Origin of the sequence: Novosphingobium sp. (genome assembly GCF_965229225.1) — a bacterium.
Classification (GTDB): domain Bacteria; phylum Pseudomonadota; class Alphaproteobacteria; order Sphingomonadales; family Sphingomonadaceae; genus Novosphingobium.
Genome location: NZ_OZ245867.1, coordinates 2,516,979 through 2,535,348, shown reverse-complemented (window position 1 = coordinate 2,535,348; position 18,370 = coordinate 2,516,979). Strand labels below are relative to the sequence as shown.

Genomic DNA, 18,370 nt, shown 5'->3' with positions numbered 1-18,370 from the left:
CCGTGCTGAACAGGATTTTGTCGTGACTGTGCTCGATATCGCTCCCCTCCATCGCATCCGCCAGATCGTGCTGGTGCGCTATATCCTCGCCAGCGTGGGGGCGCTGGCGGTGGATATGGGCACGTTCCTCGCGCTGCTTTCCGCCGGCGTTCCGCCCGTCGCTGCTTCGGCGCTGGGCTATGGCATCGGCATCATGGTCCACTGGATCCTGTCGAGCCGGAAGGTCTTTGCCGATCAGGTGGCGGAGGGCGGGATCGCGCGCACCAGGCAGAAGGCAATGTTCGTCGTTTCGGCGCTGATCGGGCTTGGCGTGACCACCCTTATCGTCGGCGGGGCCAGCGCGGCAGGTCTCGATCCCCGTGCTGCCAAGCTTTGCGCCATCGTCGTCAGCTTTGCGGTGACCTGGCTCCTGCGCAAGCGCGTGGTGTTCCGCTGATGGCAACGCTCTATGCCGGGAGCGAGGCCACCTCGTTGCAGACCGCTTCCGTCACCGATCCCGCCAAGGGACCATACCGGCGCGTCCTGATCACCTGGGCGCTGCTGGCGGTGACGATGATTCTCATCAACTTCCGGCTCATCGCCATGCTGCGTTTCGGCGATCCCGATGACGCGCTGCGCCTGCTGCAGGTGCGCGATCTCCTCGCGGGGCAATCGTGGTTCGATGTGCACCAGTACCGCATCGCCGCCCCGGAAGGCGTCGCGATGCATTGGTCCCGGCTGGTCGACATTCCGATCGCCGCCATGATCTTGCTGCTGCGTCTGCTACTGGGAACCGCTGGCGCTGAATTCGCCACGGTGATCGCGGTGCCGCTGCTCACGCTGCTTTGCGCCATGGCGCTGCTGGGCCGCCTTGCCGCGCGCTGGTTCAACGATGAAGTCGTGGCGCTTGCGTGCCTGATGATCGGCCTTTCGCCGACGGTGCTGTGCCAGTTCACGCCGATGCGCATCGATCACCATGGCTGGCAGATCGTGCTCGCGCTCGTTGCGTTGAGCGGGCTCCACGCGAAAGACGCGCTGAAGGGCGGTGCGGTGATCGGTGCCGCGCTCGCGGCCTTGCTGGCGATCTCGATCGAGGGTCTGCCACTGACGGCGCTGTTCCTCGGCATCTGTGCGCTGCGCGGCCTGCGTGCCCCCGCCGCCCGGTTCGACTGGTTCTGCACCGCCAGCATGAGTCTTGCACTTTCAAGCGTGGCGATTTTCCTCGGCACACGCGGGACTTATGATCTGCTCACGCATTGCGACGCCATTTCGCCGGTTCACCTCGCGCTGTTCGCGTGGGTTGCGGCCGGTGCTGCGGCGCTGCGCTTCGCCACGCCGCGCACGCTGTTCGGGCAGCTCGCTGGCCTGGCCGTAATGGGGGCAGGCGCTGCGGTGATCATGTTCGGTGTCGCGCCCGAATGCCGTGGCGGCGCCTTCGTGATGCTCGATCCGCTGGTCAAGCGCTACTGGTACGATTCGGTCGCTGAAGGCATGCCCTTCTGGCACACCAGCGCCCCGATGGCGGCGGCGATCCTCATGGGGCCGCTGGTCGGGGTCTACGGCACGTTCCGTCTCTGGCGCGAAGCCAAGGACGCGCCGACGCGGCTGCTGTGGCTCGATCACATGCTGCTGCTCGCGGGCGCCTGGCTCATCGGCGTTGCGGTGGCGCGCGCTTCGGCAACCGCGCTGGTCTTTGCAGCTGTGCCTTCAGCGGCGCTGATCCTCGGCTGGGTCTACCGCCTGCGCAGCGTGGCGATCCTTCCGCGCCTTGGCGGCTATGCGCTGGTAGTCTCGCTTCTGGCGCCCGGGCTTCCCGTGGTTGTGGCGATGGGGGCGGTCAACCCGGCTTCGGCCAATGCGGCATCCGGCACCACGGTCCAGTCGATCGCCGGGATCAAGGTCGGCGCGATCGGGATGTCGAAGTGCCGCTATGACCTCGCTGGCGCCGCGCTCAACAAGATGCCTGCAACCGACATCTTCGCCCCGCTCGATATCGGGCCGGACCTCATCGTGAATTCGCACGCCCGCGTGGTGGCAACCGGCCATCACCGCGGGGCGGCAGGCATGCACGATGTGATCGCCGCCTTCATCGCACCCGAAGCGGAAGCCCATGCCATTGTGCGCAAACGCCATACGACGCTGATCGCGGTCTGCCCGGATATCTACGAGCCAGCCGTCTATGCCACCCGCGCCCCGAACGGCCTGATGGCACAACTGCTCGATGGCAAGGCGCCCGCATGGCTCCAGCCGGTAGACATCGCGCCCGGATCGCACATCCGGTTCTGGAAAGTGCTGAACTAGGGTCCAAACTCAATCAGGGCGCGTTCGAGGCGCCCAAATGGCGAACATATCGGCCGAAGCGGCCCGCCGCGAAGGCTGGTTGCCTTTGCAAGGGCCGGTTTGACCGAGATGGAAGCCATTTGGGCGCCCCGGAGGGGTTTGACCAAAACGGCCCATTGCTGCGTCGGAAAGGCTTGAGATATCGACATATCCCTGCGCCTTTCCTCCTTGCACTGAGCCGTTTTGCCACAAACCTCGAATGCGCCCTGATTGAGTTTGGACCCTAGGCCGGCTCGCGCAGCGTGACCCACACCGGCGCATGGTCGCTGGCCTTCTCGCGCCCGCGATAGGCCTTGTCGACGCCAGCCCCCACCAGCCGGTCGGCCAGTTCGGGCGAGAGCAGTGCGTGATCGATGCGGAAGCCGTGATCGCGCTGCCACGCGCCGGCCTGATAGTCCCAGAAAGTCCACAAGCCGCCGCGCGGATGGTGGAGATCGAGCGCGTCGGTCCAGCCATCGTTGAGCAGGCGGCGATAGGCATCGCGCGATTCGGGCTGCATCAGGGCATCGCTCGCCATCGCGCGGACGTCCCACACGTCCTTGTCTTCCGGGATCACGTTGTAATCGCCGATCACCAGCGCCGGGACTTCCTCCGCCGCGATTTCGGCCATGCGTTTACGCAGGCGCTCCATCCAGCGCAGCTTGTAGTCGAACTTGGGGCCGGGCTGCGGATTGCCGTTGGGAAGGTAGATGCACACCACGCGAAGCCCGAAGACATCGGCTTCCAGGTAGCGTGAATGCTCGTCCTCAGGCTCTCCGGCCAGGCCGCGCTGCACTTCGACCGGCTTCGTGCCATCGGCCAGAATGGCGACGCCGTTGAAGCCCTTTTGCCCGTGCCAGATCGCGTGATAGCCGATCTTCTCGAACTCGGCGGCGGGGAAGTCCGCGTCCTGGGTCTTGATCTCCTGCAGGCAGGCGACAGCTGGCCGGGTCTCCTCCAGCCATTCCAGCAGGCGCGGCAGCCGCGCCTTGATCCCGTTTATGTTGAACGAAGCGACTTTGATACTCACACCGAAAAGCTCGAACCGCAGCCGCAGCCCGAGGCCGCCTGCGGATTGGTGACGCGGAAGGCAGCGCCGCCGAGCGATTCGACATATTCCACCGTTGCGCCCGCGATCAGTTCAAGGCTCATCGGATCGACGAGGAGCCGCACGCCATCGGTCTCACTCACGAGATCGTCGGCCTCAGGCTCGTCCCCCATCTCGAACTTGTACTGAAAGCCCGAACAGCCGCCGCCTTCCACCGCGAGGCGCAGCACGGCGGGGCGGTTCTGCTTCGCGGCAATCGCGGCGATACGCGCCGCTGCGCTGGGGGCGAGCGTGACGCTGCCCGAAAGTGCGGAATCCTGGATAAGCGTGGTCATGACACCAAGATAGGGCAGGGCGGCCCCACTCTCAAGCTATGCCGTCTGGATATACTCGCGCAGGGCCTCGGCCTCGGCCTCGATCCGGTCGATGCGGAACTTCACGAGGTCGCCGATCGAGACGAAGCCGACCATCTTGCCATTGTCGAGCACCGGCAGGTGGCGAACACGGCGGCGGGTCATCAGCGCCAGCGCTTCGAGCGCGCTGTGATCGGGCGAGACCGAGATGACCGGCGCGGTCATCACATCGCGGACCCGCATCTGCAGCGCGGTGCCGCCGTGAAGCTTGAGAGCATAGAGCACGTCGCGTTCGGAAAAGATCCCGGCCACCTCGTTTCCGGCATCGGTGACCGGCAAGGCCCCGATGCGGCGCGAGGCGAGGGTTTCGACAGCGTCGGCAACGAGGTCGTCGGCATGGCAGTGCCATACCTCTCCCGAACGGCCGGCGATCAGCAGCGCGATCGACATGGCATCCTCCTTCTCCCCTTTCGGGAGATCCCACTTCTCCGGCAAGTCGTTCCAAAGCTTGCCGATTCGCAGATCATGCCACCAAAGGGCAGGCGGGGAAAGCGATTGCCTTGGCTGGGCAAGCGGCGCATGAAACCGGCCATGGCCAACCCCGTTCGCCCTTCTCCGCTCGACGATCCGGATTACGCCCAGTTCGCGTGGGGCCGCTATTTCCGCGTCATGCGCTGGATGGGGCTCCTGACCCTGGCGGTCATGGCGGCAGCTGCCTTCTACCTCTACGAGGCTGTCGGGCTCGTCTCGATCCACCTCTATATCGCGGCCATGCTCGGCATCGGTTTCACGATGATGCTGATGGCCGCGCTGATGGGCCTCGTGTTCCTGTCCAGCGGCACCGGCCATGATGAGGCGGTGGACAACGGCCTCGAGCAGCATGTCGACGAGTGGTGGAAATGAAGGTCACTCGGGCGGCGTAAGGCGGTAGTCCTCGACCGGCACACCGCCGATCACGTGCTCCTGAATGATCCGCTCCAGCACTTCCGGCGTGCAGGAATGGTACCAGACATTGTCCGGATAGACGAGCGCGACCGGCCCCGCCGCGCAGACGCGCAGGCAGCCGACCTTGTTGCGCAGCACGCCCTGCGGCCCGCCCAGCTTGAGTTCGCCCAGCCGCTTCTTGAGGAAGTTCCACGCCGCATCGCCCGCCTCGCGCGGGGCGCACTTGTCCTTATCGGGACCGGCGCAGAGCAGGATGTGCCGCTGCGGGGCAAAACCACCGAGTCCGGCGACCGCTTGCCGTGCCAGCGTGACTTCATCAGGCTTCACCGGATCAACCATGCATCGAGCCTTTCGCGAAGGGCGGGGTCGATCGGCTGCGGCCGCTCGCCATCGGTGAAAACGATGGTGACATGCGCCGTCGCCACCGGACGGCCATCCTGCAGCAGCAATTGCCGGAGGCTCCAGCTGCTGCGTCCGCCGGGCAGCGCGCCCACGCGGCATTCGAGGCCCGCCGGGTAATAGGCCTGCGCCAGATAGTCGATCGTCACGTTGGCGACCATGAAGCGCGCGCCATCGGTGTTCTTCGGCATGCCGACTGCCGTGATGAAGCGCAGCCGCGCATCCTCGAACACTGCGGCCATCGCCACGTTGTTGATGTGCCCGTTGGGATCGAGATCGGCAAACCGTGTGGTGACGGCATTGCCGAAAGGGTAGCGCGCGGGATCGAGCAGCGCGGGATCAGGTCTGGCCATGGCCGCGCCCTAGCATAGCCGGATGGGCAGGATCAGCCCTTCTTGCCCACAATCCGCGCGATTTCCGCTGCGACCAGCTTCTCGACCATCGGCGGCAGGTTCTTGTCGAGCCATTCGGCCAGCGCCGGGCGCAGCATTTCGCGCACCAGGCTTTCAAGCGAAGTCTCGCCCGAACGGACGATCTGCGGCGAAGCCCCGGGCGCGGAGAGCATTGCCAGTGCGGCGAGCGAATCGCGCATCGAAGCGGTGGCCTCTTCCGCGATCAGCGGTGCGTCCTCATCCTCTTCCGCCTCGACCGATGCGCCGCGATCCTCGTTCAGGATCTGCGCCGCAACGACGCTGAGATCGAGCACGTCGGCTGGGAATGACGCCGGGCGACCTTCGCCGCGCACAGCCGAACGGGCGGAAACGCGCGTCGATTGCGCGGGAGCTGGGGCCAGAGCCGGGGCCGATTCCGGCGCTGCATCGCGGCGGTTTCGCTCACGCGCTGCTTCGGCGCGGTTGTCGCGCGCGATCACCTTCTTGATCGATTCGAGAATTTCCTCGACCGAAGGTTCCGAAGCCTGACGCATGCTTATCCCCACACAATCTACCAGCTGGTCATCAATCTGGCCGGCCCGGCCTGAACGAATCAGGCGCCCCCGGGCGGCCCTGTACCATCAAGGAACAGGTTGCGGAGAAATTGTTGCAGTTTGGGCCGGAGTGTCAACAGTCCGAGTGGCCTTGGGCAGAGTCGGGGAATCGAGCGCCCAATCGAACACCCGCCCGCGCACCCGGCGATAGTTCGCCTCGGGATCGTAGAGCGAGGCCGGATCGAAGCCGAGATCGGTGGCCTGCGCCTTGCCCATCGCGGCGAGCAGATTGAACGCTGCGACATAGGCATTGCGGCGTGCTGCCACGAGACCCACTTGTGCGCGCAGCAGTTCCTGCTCGGCATCGAGGATGTTGAGGATCGTGCGGTTGCCCACGGTGTTTTCCGCGCGCACGCCCTCAAGGCTCAACGCCGCAGCATCGACCGCGGTCTGGTTGAGCGTGATGACGTCGTTCGCTGCGCGCCACTGCGTATAGGCAGAGCGGACATTGGCGATGACCTGCCGCTCGGTCGAGATTTCCTGCTCCTCGGTCGCGCTCGCCGTGGCCTGGGCCCGGCGCTGCTGTGCAGCAGGCAGCCCGCCTTGAAACAGCGGGATCGAGGCGCGCACGCCGGCCTGCGCCGTCGTCTGGCTCTGGACGAAATTGCCACCGACCGCGCCGCCGCCCAGCGAGTTGAAGTAGGTCGAATATTCGCCCGAGGTATAGAGCGAGATCGTCGGCAGGCGGCCCGCGCCCGCGGCCTTGGCGTCATAGCCCGCCGCCTTGGTGCGCTGGCGCGCCGCTTCGAGATCGGGGTTGTTGTCGAGCGCGGTCTGCACGGCTTCGTCCGGCGTCGCGGGCAGTCCGGCGAGCGGCGGCGGCGGCTGGAGATCTGCCGGGACCAGCCCGACAACCTGCACATAGCGTTCGCGGCTGGCCACCAGTGCGGCCTCTGCGCTGCGCAGATCGGCGCGCGCGAGGGCGAGGCGCGAATTGGACTGCGCCACGTCGGTGCGGGTCACATCGCCGATTTCGAAGCGGTCGCTGGTCGCCTTGAGGTTGACCTCGAGCACCTGCACATTGTTGCGATTGAGCCCCACGGTTGCGGCATCGCGGATCACGTCCATGTAGGCTGCAACGACCTGGCTGAACACGCCCGCCTCGGTGCCGCGCAGGCTTGCCTGCCCGGCTTCGACGCGGATTTTGGCGGCGGCGAGCGAATTGCGCACCGAACCGCCCGAATAGATCGGCACGCTGAGCGAGGGATCGACGGTCAGCAACCGCTTCGGTGCGATGAAGCTGTTGGGCCCGACCTTGAGAAACTCGGTATACGTTGCCGTACCGGTAAGGCTCGGCAGGCCGGGGGCGCGGGCGATCGGCACGCCTTCGTCGGTCGCGCGCTGGTTGGCGCGGGCGGCGGCAAGATCGGGGTTGGTGGCATAGGCCGCGGCCAGCGCGCCCTGCAGGTCGTCGGCGTGAACTGGCGTCGCGGCGGCGGCGATGGCGAGCGCAGCCAGCGCAGGGCCGGCCTTCAGCCGACGTATCAGGGGCCATTTGGCCGTGGAACGAATCATGAGGTTCAGAAGCTCCACTTCGGGCGAGGCGCAAATGCGGCAAGCGGCGCAAAGTCGGCCTCGGCCAGAACGGTCAGTACGAGAGCGCCGCCGACCTTGCGGCCGAGCGCCAGACGGGTCACGCCCCGCTCCACCACGCCGGTGACAAGGCGGCCGTCCGCCGAAACCACATCGGCCAGCGCGGCAGGCAGTTCCTCGATCGCGCCGTCAACCAGCACCAGCGCATGTTCGCCAGCCTTGGCGAATTCGCCCTTGGCAGCCACGAGCGTGACCTTTCCAGCCAGCTTCCCGGCGAGCGCGGCGAGATAGCCGCCGGGGTTGCCGATCACGAGCACGCTGTCGTCAGCCACCGGCTCCGCAGCGGTCAGCATCTGGCCGTAAGTCAGCGCTGGGGACAGCACTTCGCCGCCGCCCAGCGCCACGGCGCGATCGGCATAGGCCACCGCGCGGCGTGCTTCGGGCACGAAGTCCTCACGCGGCACGGCCAGGAACGCGGCGAGAATGGCCGGATCGTTGATACCGCTCACGCGCAACTGGCTATCGATCATCGCGCGGCGTGCGGTCTCACCGCCGGCATCTGCAATGTTCGCGCGCTCTTCCACTACCGTCATGAATTCCCTCACTTGCGGGGCCAGACTGCGCGGCCGCTGGGGCCGGAGCAATCCTGACCGTGGGCCGCGCCTTGCACTGCGGCCAAATCCATCGAACTCTTGATTACAGGCCCTTAGAATATCGTCCACGGCGCGCCAAGCGCTTTGCATGACGCTGGTCGATGGCTAAACGGCGGTTCATCGATTGCGCCCGCGCGCTGCGGGCCGAAACCAGCGGAAGGACCCGGCGATGCCAGGGATGACAACGACGATGACGACGATCCGGGAGGAAGACCTCATCGAGAGCGTGGCCGACGCGCTGCAATACATCAGCTATTTCCACCCGATGGACTACATTCGCGCGCTGGGTGAAGCCTACAAGGCTGAACAAGGGCCTGCCGCCAAGGATGCGATCGCCCAGATCCTGACGAACAGCCGCATGTGTGCCGAAGGGCACCGCCCGATTTGCCAGGATACCGGCATCGTCAACGTCTTCATCAAGTGGGGTCAGGACTGCCGGCTGGAAAGCGACAAGAGCCTGCAGGATGTCGTCGATGAAGGCGTGCGCCGCGCCTATCTCGATCCCGACAACAAGCTGCGCGCCTCGGTGTTGGCCGATCCTGCCTTCACGCGCCGCAACACGCGCGACAACACCCCGTGTGTGCTGCATGTCGAGATGGTGAAGGGCCACACGGTCTCGGTCGATGTCGCGGCCAAGGGCGGCGGCAGCGAAAACAAGTCGAAGTTCAAGATGATGAACCCCAGCGATTCGATCGTCGACTGGGTGGTCGAGATGCTGCCGCAGATGGGCGCGGGCTGGTGCCCGCCGGGCATGCTCGGCATCGGCATCGGCGGCACGGCGGAGCATTGCATGCTGCTGGCCAAGCAGGCGCTGATGGAGCCGATCGACATGGCGCAACTGAAGCTGCGCGGGCCGCAGAACGATATCGAGGCCCTGCGCATCGAGATCTTCGACAAGGTCAACGCGCTGGGCATCGGTGCGCAGGGCCTTGGCGGACTTTCGACGATCCTCGACGTCAAGATCATGGATGCGCCGTGCCACGCTGCGGGCAAGCCTGTCGGCATGATCCCCAATTGCGCCGCCACGCGCCACGCCCACTTTACGCTCGATGGTTCGGGCCCTGCTTTCCTCGAAGCGCCCAAACTCGATGAATGGCCCGACGTGCACTGGACGCCCGATGCAGCGGCCAAGCGCGTCAATCTCGACACCCTGACGGCGGAAGAGGTGCAGAGCTGGAAGCAGGGCGACCGCCTGCTGCTCAATGGCAAGATGCTCACCGGCCGCGATGCCGCGCACAAGCGCATCGCCGACATGCTGGCAAAAGGCGAGGAGTTGCCGGTCGATTTCAAGGGCCGCGTGATCTACTACGTCGGCCCGGTCGATCCGGTGCGCGAGGAAGTGGTCGGCCCCGCCGGCCCCACCACCGCGACACGCATGGACAAGTTCTCCGACACGATGCTGAACCTCGGCCTGCTTGCCTCGGTCGGCAAGGCGGAACGCGGCGTGGCGGCTACCGAATCCATCGCGAAGCACAAGTCCGCCTATCTCATGGCGGTCGGCGGTGCGGCCTATCTCGTCAGCCGCGCGATCAAGCAGTCGAAGGTGGTCGGCTTTGCCGATCTCGGCATGGAAGCGATCTATGAATTCACCGTGGAGGACATGCCGGTGACGGTGGCGGTCGATTCGACCGGCCAGAATGTGCACCAACTCGCCCCGCTCGTGTGGAAGAAGAAGATCGCCGATGAGGGGTTGTTGCCGGCCTGATCCATCGACTAACGGCTGACTGCGCCCGACTGTCCGGCTGGCGCTGGCCGGGCAGTTGGGCGTAAGAGTGACCGAATGGCCAGTGTTCCCGCCGAAATTGCTGCCGAAAGACCGCACGTGCCCGCGCGCGCCGTGCTGCTGTCTGCGGCGGCACTGTGGCTGACCTATTTCCTGCTGATCACCTTGCGCGGGATCGTGGTCGATCTCGGTGAGTTCAACGAACTGCTCTGGCGCCGCGCGGTCGTCACGCTCGCGGGCATTGCGATCACGGTGATGGCATGGCCGGTGCTGCGCCGGTTCGACGGGCGCAGCAACGGGGTGCGAATCGGTGCGGCGCTGATCATCATGCTCCCCGCCGCCCTCGCCCTCGCGGCGATCAACCAGCAATGCTTCGCGCCGGTCGAGAAAAAGCTGATCGAGCGCGAGGCCCGTGCGGCGCAGGCGCAAGCCGAGGCGGCGGCCAAGGTGATCCGCGCCGGGCAGGGCGCTGTGCCCGGCGATGCGCCATCGGACGTGCCGTTGCCGACCGTGCGGGTCCGGCACGATGTTTCGGGCAACGTCCTGATCGATGTCGCCGATCCGCCGCAGGCCATTCCCGCACCCTTGCCGCCCCCGGAACCGCCAGCTCCTCCCGCACCGCCTGCCCCTCCGCGTTCGGCCAAGGCACCGCCGGCGCCATCCCCGGATGCCAGTGAAGAGCCGGGCAGCGGGGACGACGGCGACGAAGTAGCCGTGATCACCGCGCCCGGCGGCGTTTCGATCATCAAGCGCAGCGATGGCAGCGCCGAAGTGCGCATCGGGCCTCGGCGGATCGCCACCGATGCCGATCATGCCGATGAACTCGCCGACGAACTGGCGCAGGCCCAACGCGAAGTTGCCCAGGCGCAGCGCGAGATGGAGCGTGCGCGGAGCGAGGCAGAGTTCTCGGTCGCGCAGGCGCGCCTTGCCGGTATCAGCGCGGTGCGCTGGAACGTGCTGCGCGGCCTCGCCGATGCGGGTCTGATCGCGGAGAAGGACGTACCGCCCGCCCCCGCTGGTCCTGTCGGTGAAGCGGTGAAGGAAGTTCGCGCGCGCGGCGCAAAGGAACACAAGGCGCGCGCCAGCAAGCCCCGGCCTCCCGTGCATCATGCGGCGACCCGGCCCCCGGCAAAGGCCGCCCCCACAGCCGTGCCGTCATCGGCCCCGTCATCGGCCCCATCATCGGCCTCGTCACCTCCATCGAAGGTGAGCGCATCGCCATCCCCGGCTCCCGCTCCTGCTGCCACCGATGGTGATACCCAGATCCACAGCGCGATCATCAGCAAGATGATCGAGGACGAGGGCCTGTGGAAGCAGCTCACCGATGTGGCGCTTGGCCGCTATTTCCTGCTGATTGCCTGGGCCGGGCTCTATATCGCACTCGGTAATGCCGAGATGGCGCGCGCTTCGGAGCGGCGCGAAGGCGAATACAAGCGCGCGGCCAAGGCGGCAGAGCTGCGGAGCTTGCGCTATCAGGTCAATCCGCACTTCCTGTTCAACACGCTCAATTCGCTGTCCGCGCTGGTCATGGTTGGCCGCAGCGAACAGGCGGAGAAGATGATCCAGACGATCTCCAGCTTTTATCGCCACAGCCTTGCCGGCGATCCCACGGCGGATGTGCCGCTCGCCGATGAGATTGCGCTGCAGCGCCACTATCTGGAAATCGAGGCCGTGCGTTTTCCGGAGCGGCTGGTTTGTGAATTCGATGTGCCGCAAGAGCTTGAGAACGCGTGCGTACCGGGCATGATCCTGCAGCCGTTGGTCGAGAATTCGATCAAGTACGGCGTTTCAGCGAGCATCCGCCCGGTCACCATCCGCATCGCCGCGCAGGAAGCGGGCGGCAAGCTGGTGCTCACGGTCGCGGATGATGGGCCCGGCAAGACGGGGCTCAACGGTGGCACCGGGATCGGGCTCGAGAACGTGCGCAACCGGCTGGCGGCGCGCTTCGGTGATGAGGCGCGGGTGGAAAGCGGGGCGCTGCCTGCGGGCGGCTATGCCACGGTGCTGACGATCCCGCTGGTGCGGTCGATCTGCGATTGAGGATGGAGACCGGGGGACAGATGCCTATGCCGCCAATGAAGACCCTGATCGTCGATGATGAGCCGCTCGCGGTGGAGCGCATGCAGATCCTCTGCGCGCGCATCCCGGCGCTGCACGTGGTCGGCACCGCGAGCGACGGTGCGGCGGCGCTGCGTCTGTGTGAAGCGCTTGGCCCCGAACTCGTGCTGCTCGACATGACGATGCCCGAAGTCGATGGCCTCGGCGTGGCGCGCGGGCTCGTGCGGATGTCGCCGCGCCCTGCGGTGATCTTCGTGACCGCGCACGATCACTTCGCGGTTGAGGCGTTCGATTGTGATGCGGTGGACTATGTCCTCAAGCCCGTCGCGCAGGACCGCCTCGAACGCGCGGTCGAGCGCGCCCTCGCCCGCCGCGATACCGCCGCACCGACCGAGGCGGCTGCTGCGGAAAGCCCGTGGATCGAGGAATTCTGGGTTCCCCACCGCAGCGAGCTGATCCGCATTGCGGCAGGCGATATCGACCGCATCGACGCCGAGCGCGACTATGTGCGGCTGCATGTGGGAACCCGAAGCTATCTCCTGCTGCACACCATCCAGCGGCTGGAAGACCGGCTCGACCCCGAACGCTTCATTCGCCTCCACCGCTCGACCATCGTGCGCCGAGACCGGATTGCGGGGCTGAAGCACGACGGGCTCGGCGTGTGGTCCGCGCAGCTGGTGGATGGCGAACTGCTGCGCATCGGGCGAACGTATCTGGCGAAAGCCAAAGCGATGGCGGGACGTTAGCTGCGTCGTCAGGCTCTGGGCGCAATCCGCCGATAGCTCAGCGCTTCGGCCACATGGACGCGGCCAATCGTCTCCGCCCCGGCCAGATCCGCAATCGTGCGCGCCACGCGCAGCATGCGGGTGTAGCCGCGCGCCGATAGCCGCATCGCTTCTGCCGCTTGGGCCAAGAGCTTGCGCCCCGGCTCGTCAGGCGTGGCGTACTGTTCGAGGAGATCGCCTTCCAGCTCGGCATTGGTGCGTCGCCCGCTGCCTTCCAGCCGCGCCGTCTGCACGCGCCGCGCTGCCGCCACGCGAGCTGCAACCGCGTCCGATCCCTCGGCGGGTGGAGGCAGCGCCAGATCGGCGGCGGAGACGGGATCGACTTCGACATGGAGATCAATGCGGTCGAGCAGCGGGCCAGAGACCTTGGACTGGTAATCCCCCGCACAGCGCGGCGCGCGGCTGCATCCGAGTGCGGGATCTCCCAGATGCCCGCAGCGGCAGGGGTTCATCGCCGCGATCAGTTGCACGCGCGCCGGGAACGTCACATGCGCATTGGCCCGCGCGACGGTGACTTCGCCCGTCTCCAGCGGCTGGCGCAGCGAATCGAGCACCGCGCGCTGGAATTCGGGCAGTTCATCGAGGAACAGCACGCCAAGGTGCGCGAGGCTCACTTCGCCGGGACGCACTTTCAGCCCGCCACCCGTCAGCGCGGCCATCGAGGCGGAATGGTGTGGGCTGCGGAAAGGCCGCGCGCGGCTGATTCGCCCTTCCTCCAACAGCCCAGCGACCGAGGCGACCAGCGAGGCTTCCAGCGCTTCGGCCGGCGTGAGTTCCGGCAGGATGCCCGGCAGGCAGGAGGCCATCAGCGACTTGCCCGCACCGGGAGGCCCGATCATCAGCAGATTGTGACCGCCCGCCGCTGCAATCTCCAGCGCGCGCTTGGCGGTCTCCTGTCCTTTGACCTGCTTGAGGTCCGCGCGTCGCGGCGGCGCGTCCACTTCGCCCGGTTCGGGCACCGGCAGCCGCAACGTGCCCTTGAGGTGATTGAGCAGGCTGATCAGATCGGGCGCGGCGACGATTTCCACCCCGCTGGCCCAGCGCGCTTCCGCGCCTTGCGCGGCGGGGCAGATCAGGCCCTTTTCGATGCCGCTGGCATGGAGCGCTGCCAGCAGCACGCCGGGGCTGGCGATCACCCGTCCATCGAGCGCGAGTTCGCCCACCGCCACGTAGTCAGCGATCGCTTCCAGATCGACCACGCCCATCGCCGCCAGCAGCGCGAGGGCGATGGGAAGATCATAGTGGGAGCCTTCCTTCGGCAGGTCCGCCGGGGAGAGATTCACCGTGATGCGCTTGGGCGGCAGCGCGAGGCCCAGCGCGGCGAGCGCGGAATGCACCCGCTCGCGGCTTTCGCCGACCGCCTTGTCGGGCAGGCCGACGACGCGGAAGGCAGGCAGGCCCGGCGCGATCTGGCACTGCACTTCAACCGCGCGCGCTTCCAGCCCCAGATAGGCAACCGTGGATACCAGCGCGACCATACCATCCCTCAATCCAGTGCGGCAGCCTAGGGGCGGGCAGGGTAGCGGGATAGGGGCAGGTCGCCGGTATCGCCAATTTGGAGCCAAAAGGCGTTAAGCGTGATTTACCGCGTTTTGCTGGAAAATTGGCAAGCATGTGTGAAGTATGGCCGCACCATGAACCGACTCGCCCGCGCCTTGCTCGTCAGCATCGCCAGCACGGCGACGATTGCCGCGCCGGCCGCCGCGCAGCAGGCGGCGACGCGGACCTGGGTCGATTCGCACGGGACCACCTGGACCGAAGTGACTACCACCCGGACCGTGGTCGAAGAGCCGCGCAGCCAGCGGATCGCCAGAGCGATCGCAGGTTTGGCGCGGTTCGGCCCCTTCGCAGTGGTCGATGCAACGCATGCCGCTCTGGTGGGCGAAATCGACGACAAGTCGCCCGCGCTGTTCCGCGAAATGCTGCAAGCCAATCCGGGCATCCGTGTGCTGGAACTCGTCGATTGCCCGGGGACTTCGGATGACGGCGCAAACCTCACGCTTGGCAGGATAATCCGCCGCCAGGGCATCGCAACCGACGTGCCCTCCGGCGGCTCGGTCCGTTCGGGCGGGTTCGAGATCTTTCTGGCCGGCACGACCCGCCATGCCGCGCCCGATGCCGAGTTTGGCGTCCATGCGTGGAAAGACGAGGATGGCCACCAGCCCGACGACTTCGCTCCCGGTGAAGGCCCGAACAAGGCCTACCTCGATTACTACCGCGAAATGGGCCTCAGCGCCGATGAGGCCGAGCAGCTCTATGCGCTGACCAATTCGGTGCCGAACGACCAGATGCTCTGGCTGCGCACCAAGGATATCAGCCCTTACGTCAAGGTGAACTAGGGTCAGGACCTACAAACCGCGCCTTCGAGGTTTGAGGCAAAATGGCTCAGTGCGAGGAAGGAAGGCGCAGGAATATGTCGATATTTCAAGGCTTCCTGACGAAGCAATGGGCCATTTTGGTCAAATCCCTGCGGGACGCTGGCATGGCTTCCATCTCAGACAGGAATTCACTTGGAAAGGCAACCAGCCTTCCCTGCGCGAATACCCGCCTGATATGTTCGCCATGCCAGCGCCTCGAAGGCGCGGTTTATAGGTCCTGACCCTAGGGTCAGCGGTCAGTGGGCCGCGCCCCAGCTTGGGCCAGTGCCGATCTCCACACCCAGCGGCACGGTCAGCTTCACCGCCGGTTCCGCCGCGCCCGCCATCACCGCCTCGATCACCGCTTTCGCCGCCGCGACATCGCCCTCCGGCAGCTCGAACACCAGTTCGTCGTGCACCTGCAGCAGCATGCGCACATGGCCAAGCCCCGCCGCTTGCAGCGCCGGGTTCATCCGCGCCATCGCGCGCTTGATGATATCGGCGCTGGTGCCCTGGATCGGTGCGTTGATCGCGGCGCGTTCGCTGCCCTGCCTCTCGGCCTGGTTCTTGGAACTGATGCGCGGGAACCACGTCTTGCGGCCGAACAGCGTCTCCGAATAGCCGTGCGTGCGCACGCTCTCCAATGTCTCGTGGATATAGCGCTGGATGCCGGGGAAGCGTTCGAAATAGCGGTCGATCATCGCCTGCGCTTCCTCCGAGGTCACGCCGAGTCGGCCGGCAAGGCCCCAGCGGCTGATGCCGTAAAGGATCGCGAAGTTGATCGTCTTGGCGCGCCCGCGCGTGTCGCGGTCCACAGTGCCGAACAGTTCCTGCGCGGTGCGTGAGTGGATGTCCTCGCCCGCGGCGAAGGCCTCCTTCAGCGCGGGCACATCGGCCATGTGCGCGGCCAGCCGCAGCTCGATCTGGCTATAGTCCGCCGCCAGCAGCACGTTCCCTGGTTCGGCCACGAAAGCCTCGCGGATCTGGCGGCCGATCTCGGTGCGGATCGGGATGTTCTGCAGGTTGGGATCGTTGGACGAAAGCCGCCCTGTCTGTGCGCCGACCAGACTGTAACTGGTGTGGACGCGCCCCGTTGCGGGATTGATCGCGGCTTGCAGCGCATCGGTATAGGTCGATTTGAGCTTCGAGAGCTGGCGCCATTCGAGCACCAGCGTCGCGACTTCGGCCCCTTGCGCTGCAAGACCTTCGAGGACCGACTGGTCGGTGGAATACTGCCCGGTCTTGCCCTTCTTGCCGCCTTTGTAGCCCAGCTTGTCGAACAGGATTTCGCCAAGCTGCTTGGGGCTGCCGATGGTGAAGGGCTGGCCGGCCTTCTCGTGGATCACGGTTTCGAGGCCCGCGATGGTCTCGGCAAACTGCGCGGAAAGGCCCGCCAGCCGCTCGCGGTCCACGCGGATGCCGTGGCGCTCCATGCTTGCAACTACCGGCACCAGCGGCCGGTCGACGCGCTCGTAAATGCGCGTGCCGCCTTCCTCCGCCAGCCGGGGGCTGAGCAGACGGTGGAGCCGCCACGTAACCTCGGCGTCCTCTGCCGCATAGCGCGTTGCATCGGCGAGCGGCACTTCGGCGAAGGAAATCGCCTTCTTGCCGGTGCCGCACAGGTCCTTGAAGGCAATCGTGGTGTGGCCGAGCAGGCGGGCTGCCAGTTCGTCCATGCCGTGGCCGCCGACACCGGCCTCGCTGCGTCCGGCATCGAGGCAGAAACTCATCACCATGGTATCGTCGATGGGGCCGACCATCACGCCATAGCGGGCGAGCACGTTGATATCGTACTTGATGTTCTGCCCGATCTTGAGGACGGCATCGCTTTCCAGCAGCGGCTTCAGCAGCGCGAGCGCTTCCGCGCGCGGGGCCATGACTGGCGCCTCGGCAAACATGTCGCTGCCCCGGTGCCCTAGCGGGATGTAGCAGGCATCGCCCGGCCCCAGCGCAAGGCTCACGCCGACAAGGTCTGCCTGCATCGCATCCAGCGCGCTCGTTTCGGTATCGACCGCCAATACGCGCGTGGCTTCGGCGCGCCTCACCCACTGCGCGATCTCGTCCAGCGTCTGGAGGCAGCGATAGCCGCCGGTATCGATGGCCGGCCATTCCGGCAGGCTCTGGCGCGTCTCCGCACTCGCGCCCGGTGCCGTGGTCGCACCGCCCGCTGCGGGGGCCTCGGCAGGCGCGGTGCCCAGCTTGCGCAACAGGCTGGTGAAGCCATGCTCGGAGAGGAAAGCCGCGAGCGGTTCGGGCGGGATCGCCGTCAGCTCGAACGATTCGAGCGGCAGCGGCAGTGCGCAATCCTCCTTGAGCTGGACGAGCTCGCGCGAAAGGCGCGCCATGTTGGCCTGCTCGATCAGGCTGTCGCGCAGCTTGCCCGGCTTCATCGCTGGGGCTGCAGCCAGCGCACCTTCCAGCGTGCCGTGCTCCTGAATCAGCTTGGTCGCGGTCTTGGGTCCGATCCCGCGAATGCCCGGAACATTGTCCACCGCATCGCCCATCAGTGCCAGCACATCACCGACGCGCTCGGGCTCGACGCCGAACTTCTCCATCACTTCCGGTATGTCGATGCGCTGGTTCTTCATCGTATCGAGCATGTCGACGTATCCGCCAGCCTCGGTCTTGCGCCCGACCAGCTGCATCAGGTCCTTGTCGGACGAGACGATCGTCACGTTCCAGCCCTGCAGGGCCGCTGCGCGCGCATAGGATGCAATGAGGTCGTCCGCCTCCAGGCCCTCTTCCTCGATGCAGGCGAGGCTGAATGCGCGGGTCGCATCGCGGATCAGCGGAAACTGCGGGACAAGGTCCTCGGGCGGCGGCGGACGGTTCGCCTTGTACTGGTCGTAGAGCGCATTGCGGAAGGTGATCGAACCCTTGTCGAGGATCACCGCGAGATGGGTCGGCCCATCCGCCTTGTGCAGGTCTTCCGCCAGCTTCCACAGCATCGTGGTGTAGCCATAGACCGCGCCCACCGGCACGCCCACCGGATTGGTCAGTGGCGGCAGGCGGTGATAGGCGCGGAAGATATAGGCCGAACCGTCGATCAGATAGAGATGACGTTGAGGCGGCGTTGCAGGCTGCGCTGAGGTGTCCATGCTTGCCGTGGTAGCGCCTCGACCCCGCCAGCGAAAGCGCCCGATGTTGCGGCAGTGCAGCAATGATGGGGCGATTCATCCTGCTCAAATCTGCCAATTCGACTCGTCGATGCCTTGCAAAAACAGTTGTTTATC

General features: G+C 66.2%; 17 protein-coding genes. 7 read left to right on the top strand and 10 right to left on the bottom strand.

Annotation, left to right across the window (positions count from 1 at the left end):
- The first annotated feature begins 22 nt into the window (after positions 1-22).
- A complete protein-coding gene (locus ACO06X_RS11585; protein WP_421836429.1) occupies positions 23-436 on the top strand; it encodes a GtrA family protein in 414 nt (137 codons plus the stop codon).
- The gene (locus ACO06X_RS11580) at positions 436-2,280 is read left to right on the top strand and encodes a hypothetical protein (protein ID WP_421836428.1); all 1,845 of its coding nucleotides are present in this window, start codon (positions 436-438) and stop codon (positions 2,278-2,280) included. The genes ACO06X_RS11585 and ACO06X_RS11580 overlap by 1 nt, the downstream gene beginning before the upstream one ends.
- A gap of 262 nt (positions 2,281-2,542) precedes the next feature.
- Here the strand turns inward: ACO06X_RS11580 and xth are convergent, their stop codons facing one another.
- From xth to ACO06X_RS11565, 3 genes are read right to left on the bottom strand one after another with little or no spacing between them, the layout of a single operon-like run.
- Positions 2,543-3,322, bottom strand: coding sequence for an exodeoxyribonuclease III (xth, locus tag ACO06X_RS11575; protein ID WP_421839893.1), 780 nt, complete (start codon positions 3,320-3,322; stop codon positions 2,543-2,545).
- 2 nt (positions 3,323-3,324) lie between these two features.
- Positions 3,325-3,681 (bottom strand): iron-sulfur cluster insertion protein ErpA, encoded by a 357-nt coding sequence (gene erpA / locus ACO06X_RS11570; protein ID WP_421836427.1) that lies wholly within the window; start codon positions 3,679-3,681, stop codon positions 3,325-3,327.
- Between the two features lie 36 nt (positions 3,682-3,717).
- Positions 3,718-4,149 (bottom strand): CBS domain-containing protein, encoded by a 432-nt coding sequence (locus tag ACO06X_RS11565; RefSeq protein ID WP_298174289.1) that lies wholly within the window; start codon positions 4,147-4,149, stop codon positions 3,718-3,720.
- Between the two features lie 141 nt (positions 4,150-4,290).
- Here ACO06X_RS11565 and ACO06X_RS11560 point away from each other — a divergent pair, with 141 nt between their 5' ends.
- Complete coding sequence (locus ACO06X_RS11560; protein WP_298174287.1) at positions 4,291-4,602, top strand: hypothetical protein; 312 nt, start codon at positions 4,291-4,293, stop codon at positions 4,600-4,602.
- Between the two features lie 3 nt (positions 4,603-4,605).
- On the opposite strand, the gene ACO06X_RS11555 is transcribed toward ACO06X_RS11560, so the two are convergent.
- From ACO06X_RS11555 to ACO06X_RS11535, 5 genes are all read right to left on the bottom strand, one after another.
- Positions 4,606-4,983 (bottom strand): (2Fe-2S) ferredoxin domain-containing protein, encoded by a 378-nt coding sequence (locus ACO06X_RS11555; RefSeq protein WP_298174285.1) that lies wholly within the window; start codon positions 4,981-4,983, stop codon positions 4,606-4,608.
- Complete coding sequence (locus tag ACO06X_RS11550) at positions 4,968-5,396, bottom strand: acyl-CoA thioesterase (protein ID WP_421836426.1); 429 nt, start codon at positions 5,394-5,396, stop codon at positions 4,968-4,970. Before ACO06X_RS11550 ends, ACO06X_RS11555 begins: the two co-directional genes overlap by 16 nt.
- A 32-nt stretch (positions 5,397-5,428) precedes the next feature.
- A complete protein-coding gene (locus tag ACO06X_RS11545; protein ID WP_421836425.1) occupies positions 5,429-5,968 on the bottom strand; it encodes a DUF2497 domain-containing protein in 540 nt (179 codons plus the stop codon).
- An 87-nt stretch (positions 5,969-6,055) separates the two neighbouring features.
- Positions 6,056-7,543, bottom strand: coding sequence for a TolC family outer membrane protein (locus ACO06X_RS11540; protein WP_421836424.1), 1,488 nt, complete (start codon positions 7,541-7,543; stop codon positions 6,056-6,058).
- Between the two features lie 5 nt (positions 7,544-7,548).
- Positions 7,549-8,154, bottom strand: a complete 606-nt coding sequence (locus ACO06X_RS11535; protein ID WP_421836423.1) for a protein-L-isoaspartate O-methyltransferase family protein — start codon at positions 8,152-8,154, stop codon at positions 7,549-7,551.
- Positions 8,155-8,404: 250 nt separating this feature from the next.
- Here ACO06X_RS11535 and ACO06X_RS11530 point away from each other — a divergent pair, with 250 nt between their 5' ends.
- The 3 genes from ACO06X_RS11530 to ACO06X_RS11520 all read left to right on the top strand — a co-directional run bounded on the left by ACO06X_RS11530 (position 8,405) and on the right by ACO06X_RS11520 (position 12,741).
- The gene (locus ACO06X_RS11530) at positions 8,405-9,919 is read left to right on the top strand and encodes a fumarate hydratase (protein ID WP_421839892.1); all 1,515 of its coding nucleotides are present in this window, start codon (positions 8,405-8,407) and stop codon (positions 9,917-9,919) included.
- A 75-nt stretch (positions 9,920-9,994) separates the two neighbouring features.
- Positions 9,995-11,977: a sensor histidine kinase gene (locus tag ACO06X_RS11525; RefSeq protein ID WP_421836422.1), complete on the top strand. Its 1,983-nt coding sequence runs from the start codon at positions 9,995-9,997 to the stop codon at positions 11,975-11,977.
- Between the two features lie 35 nt (positions 11,978-12,012).
- Positions 12,013-12,741, top strand: coding sequence for a LytR/AlgR family response regulator transcription factor (locus ACO06X_RS11520; RefSeq protein ID WP_421836421.1), 729 nt, complete (start codon positions 12,013-12,015; stop codon positions 12,739-12,741).
- An 8-nt stretch (positions 12,742-12,749) separates the two neighbouring features.
- Here ACO06X_RS11520 and ACO06X_RS11515 read toward each other — a convergent pair whose 3' ends face one another.
- A complete protein-coding gene (locus ACO06X_RS11515; protein WP_421836420.1) occupies positions 12,750-14,258 on the bottom strand; it encodes a YifB family Mg chelatase-like AAA ATPase in 1,509 nt (502 codons plus the stop codon).
- Between the two features lie 156 nt (positions 14,259-14,414).
- On the opposite strand from ACO06X_RS11515, the gene ACO06X_RS11510 reads away from it, so the two are divergent.
- On the top strand, positions 14,415-15,119 hold the full coding sequence (locus tag ACO06X_RS11510; RefSeq protein WP_421836419.1) for a hypothetical protein: 705 nt from the start codon (positions 14,415-14,417) through the stop codon (positions 15,117-15,119).
- Between the two features lie 275 nt (positions 15,120-15,394).
- Here ACO06X_RS11510 and polA read toward each other — a convergent pair whose 3' ends face one another.
- Positions 15,395-18,235, bottom strand: coding sequence for a DNA polymerase I (gene polA / locus ACO06X_RS11505; protein ID WP_421836418.1), 2,841 nt, complete (start codon positions 18,233-18,235; stop codon positions 15,395-15,397).
- Positions 18,236-18,370 lie beyond the last annotated feature (135 nt).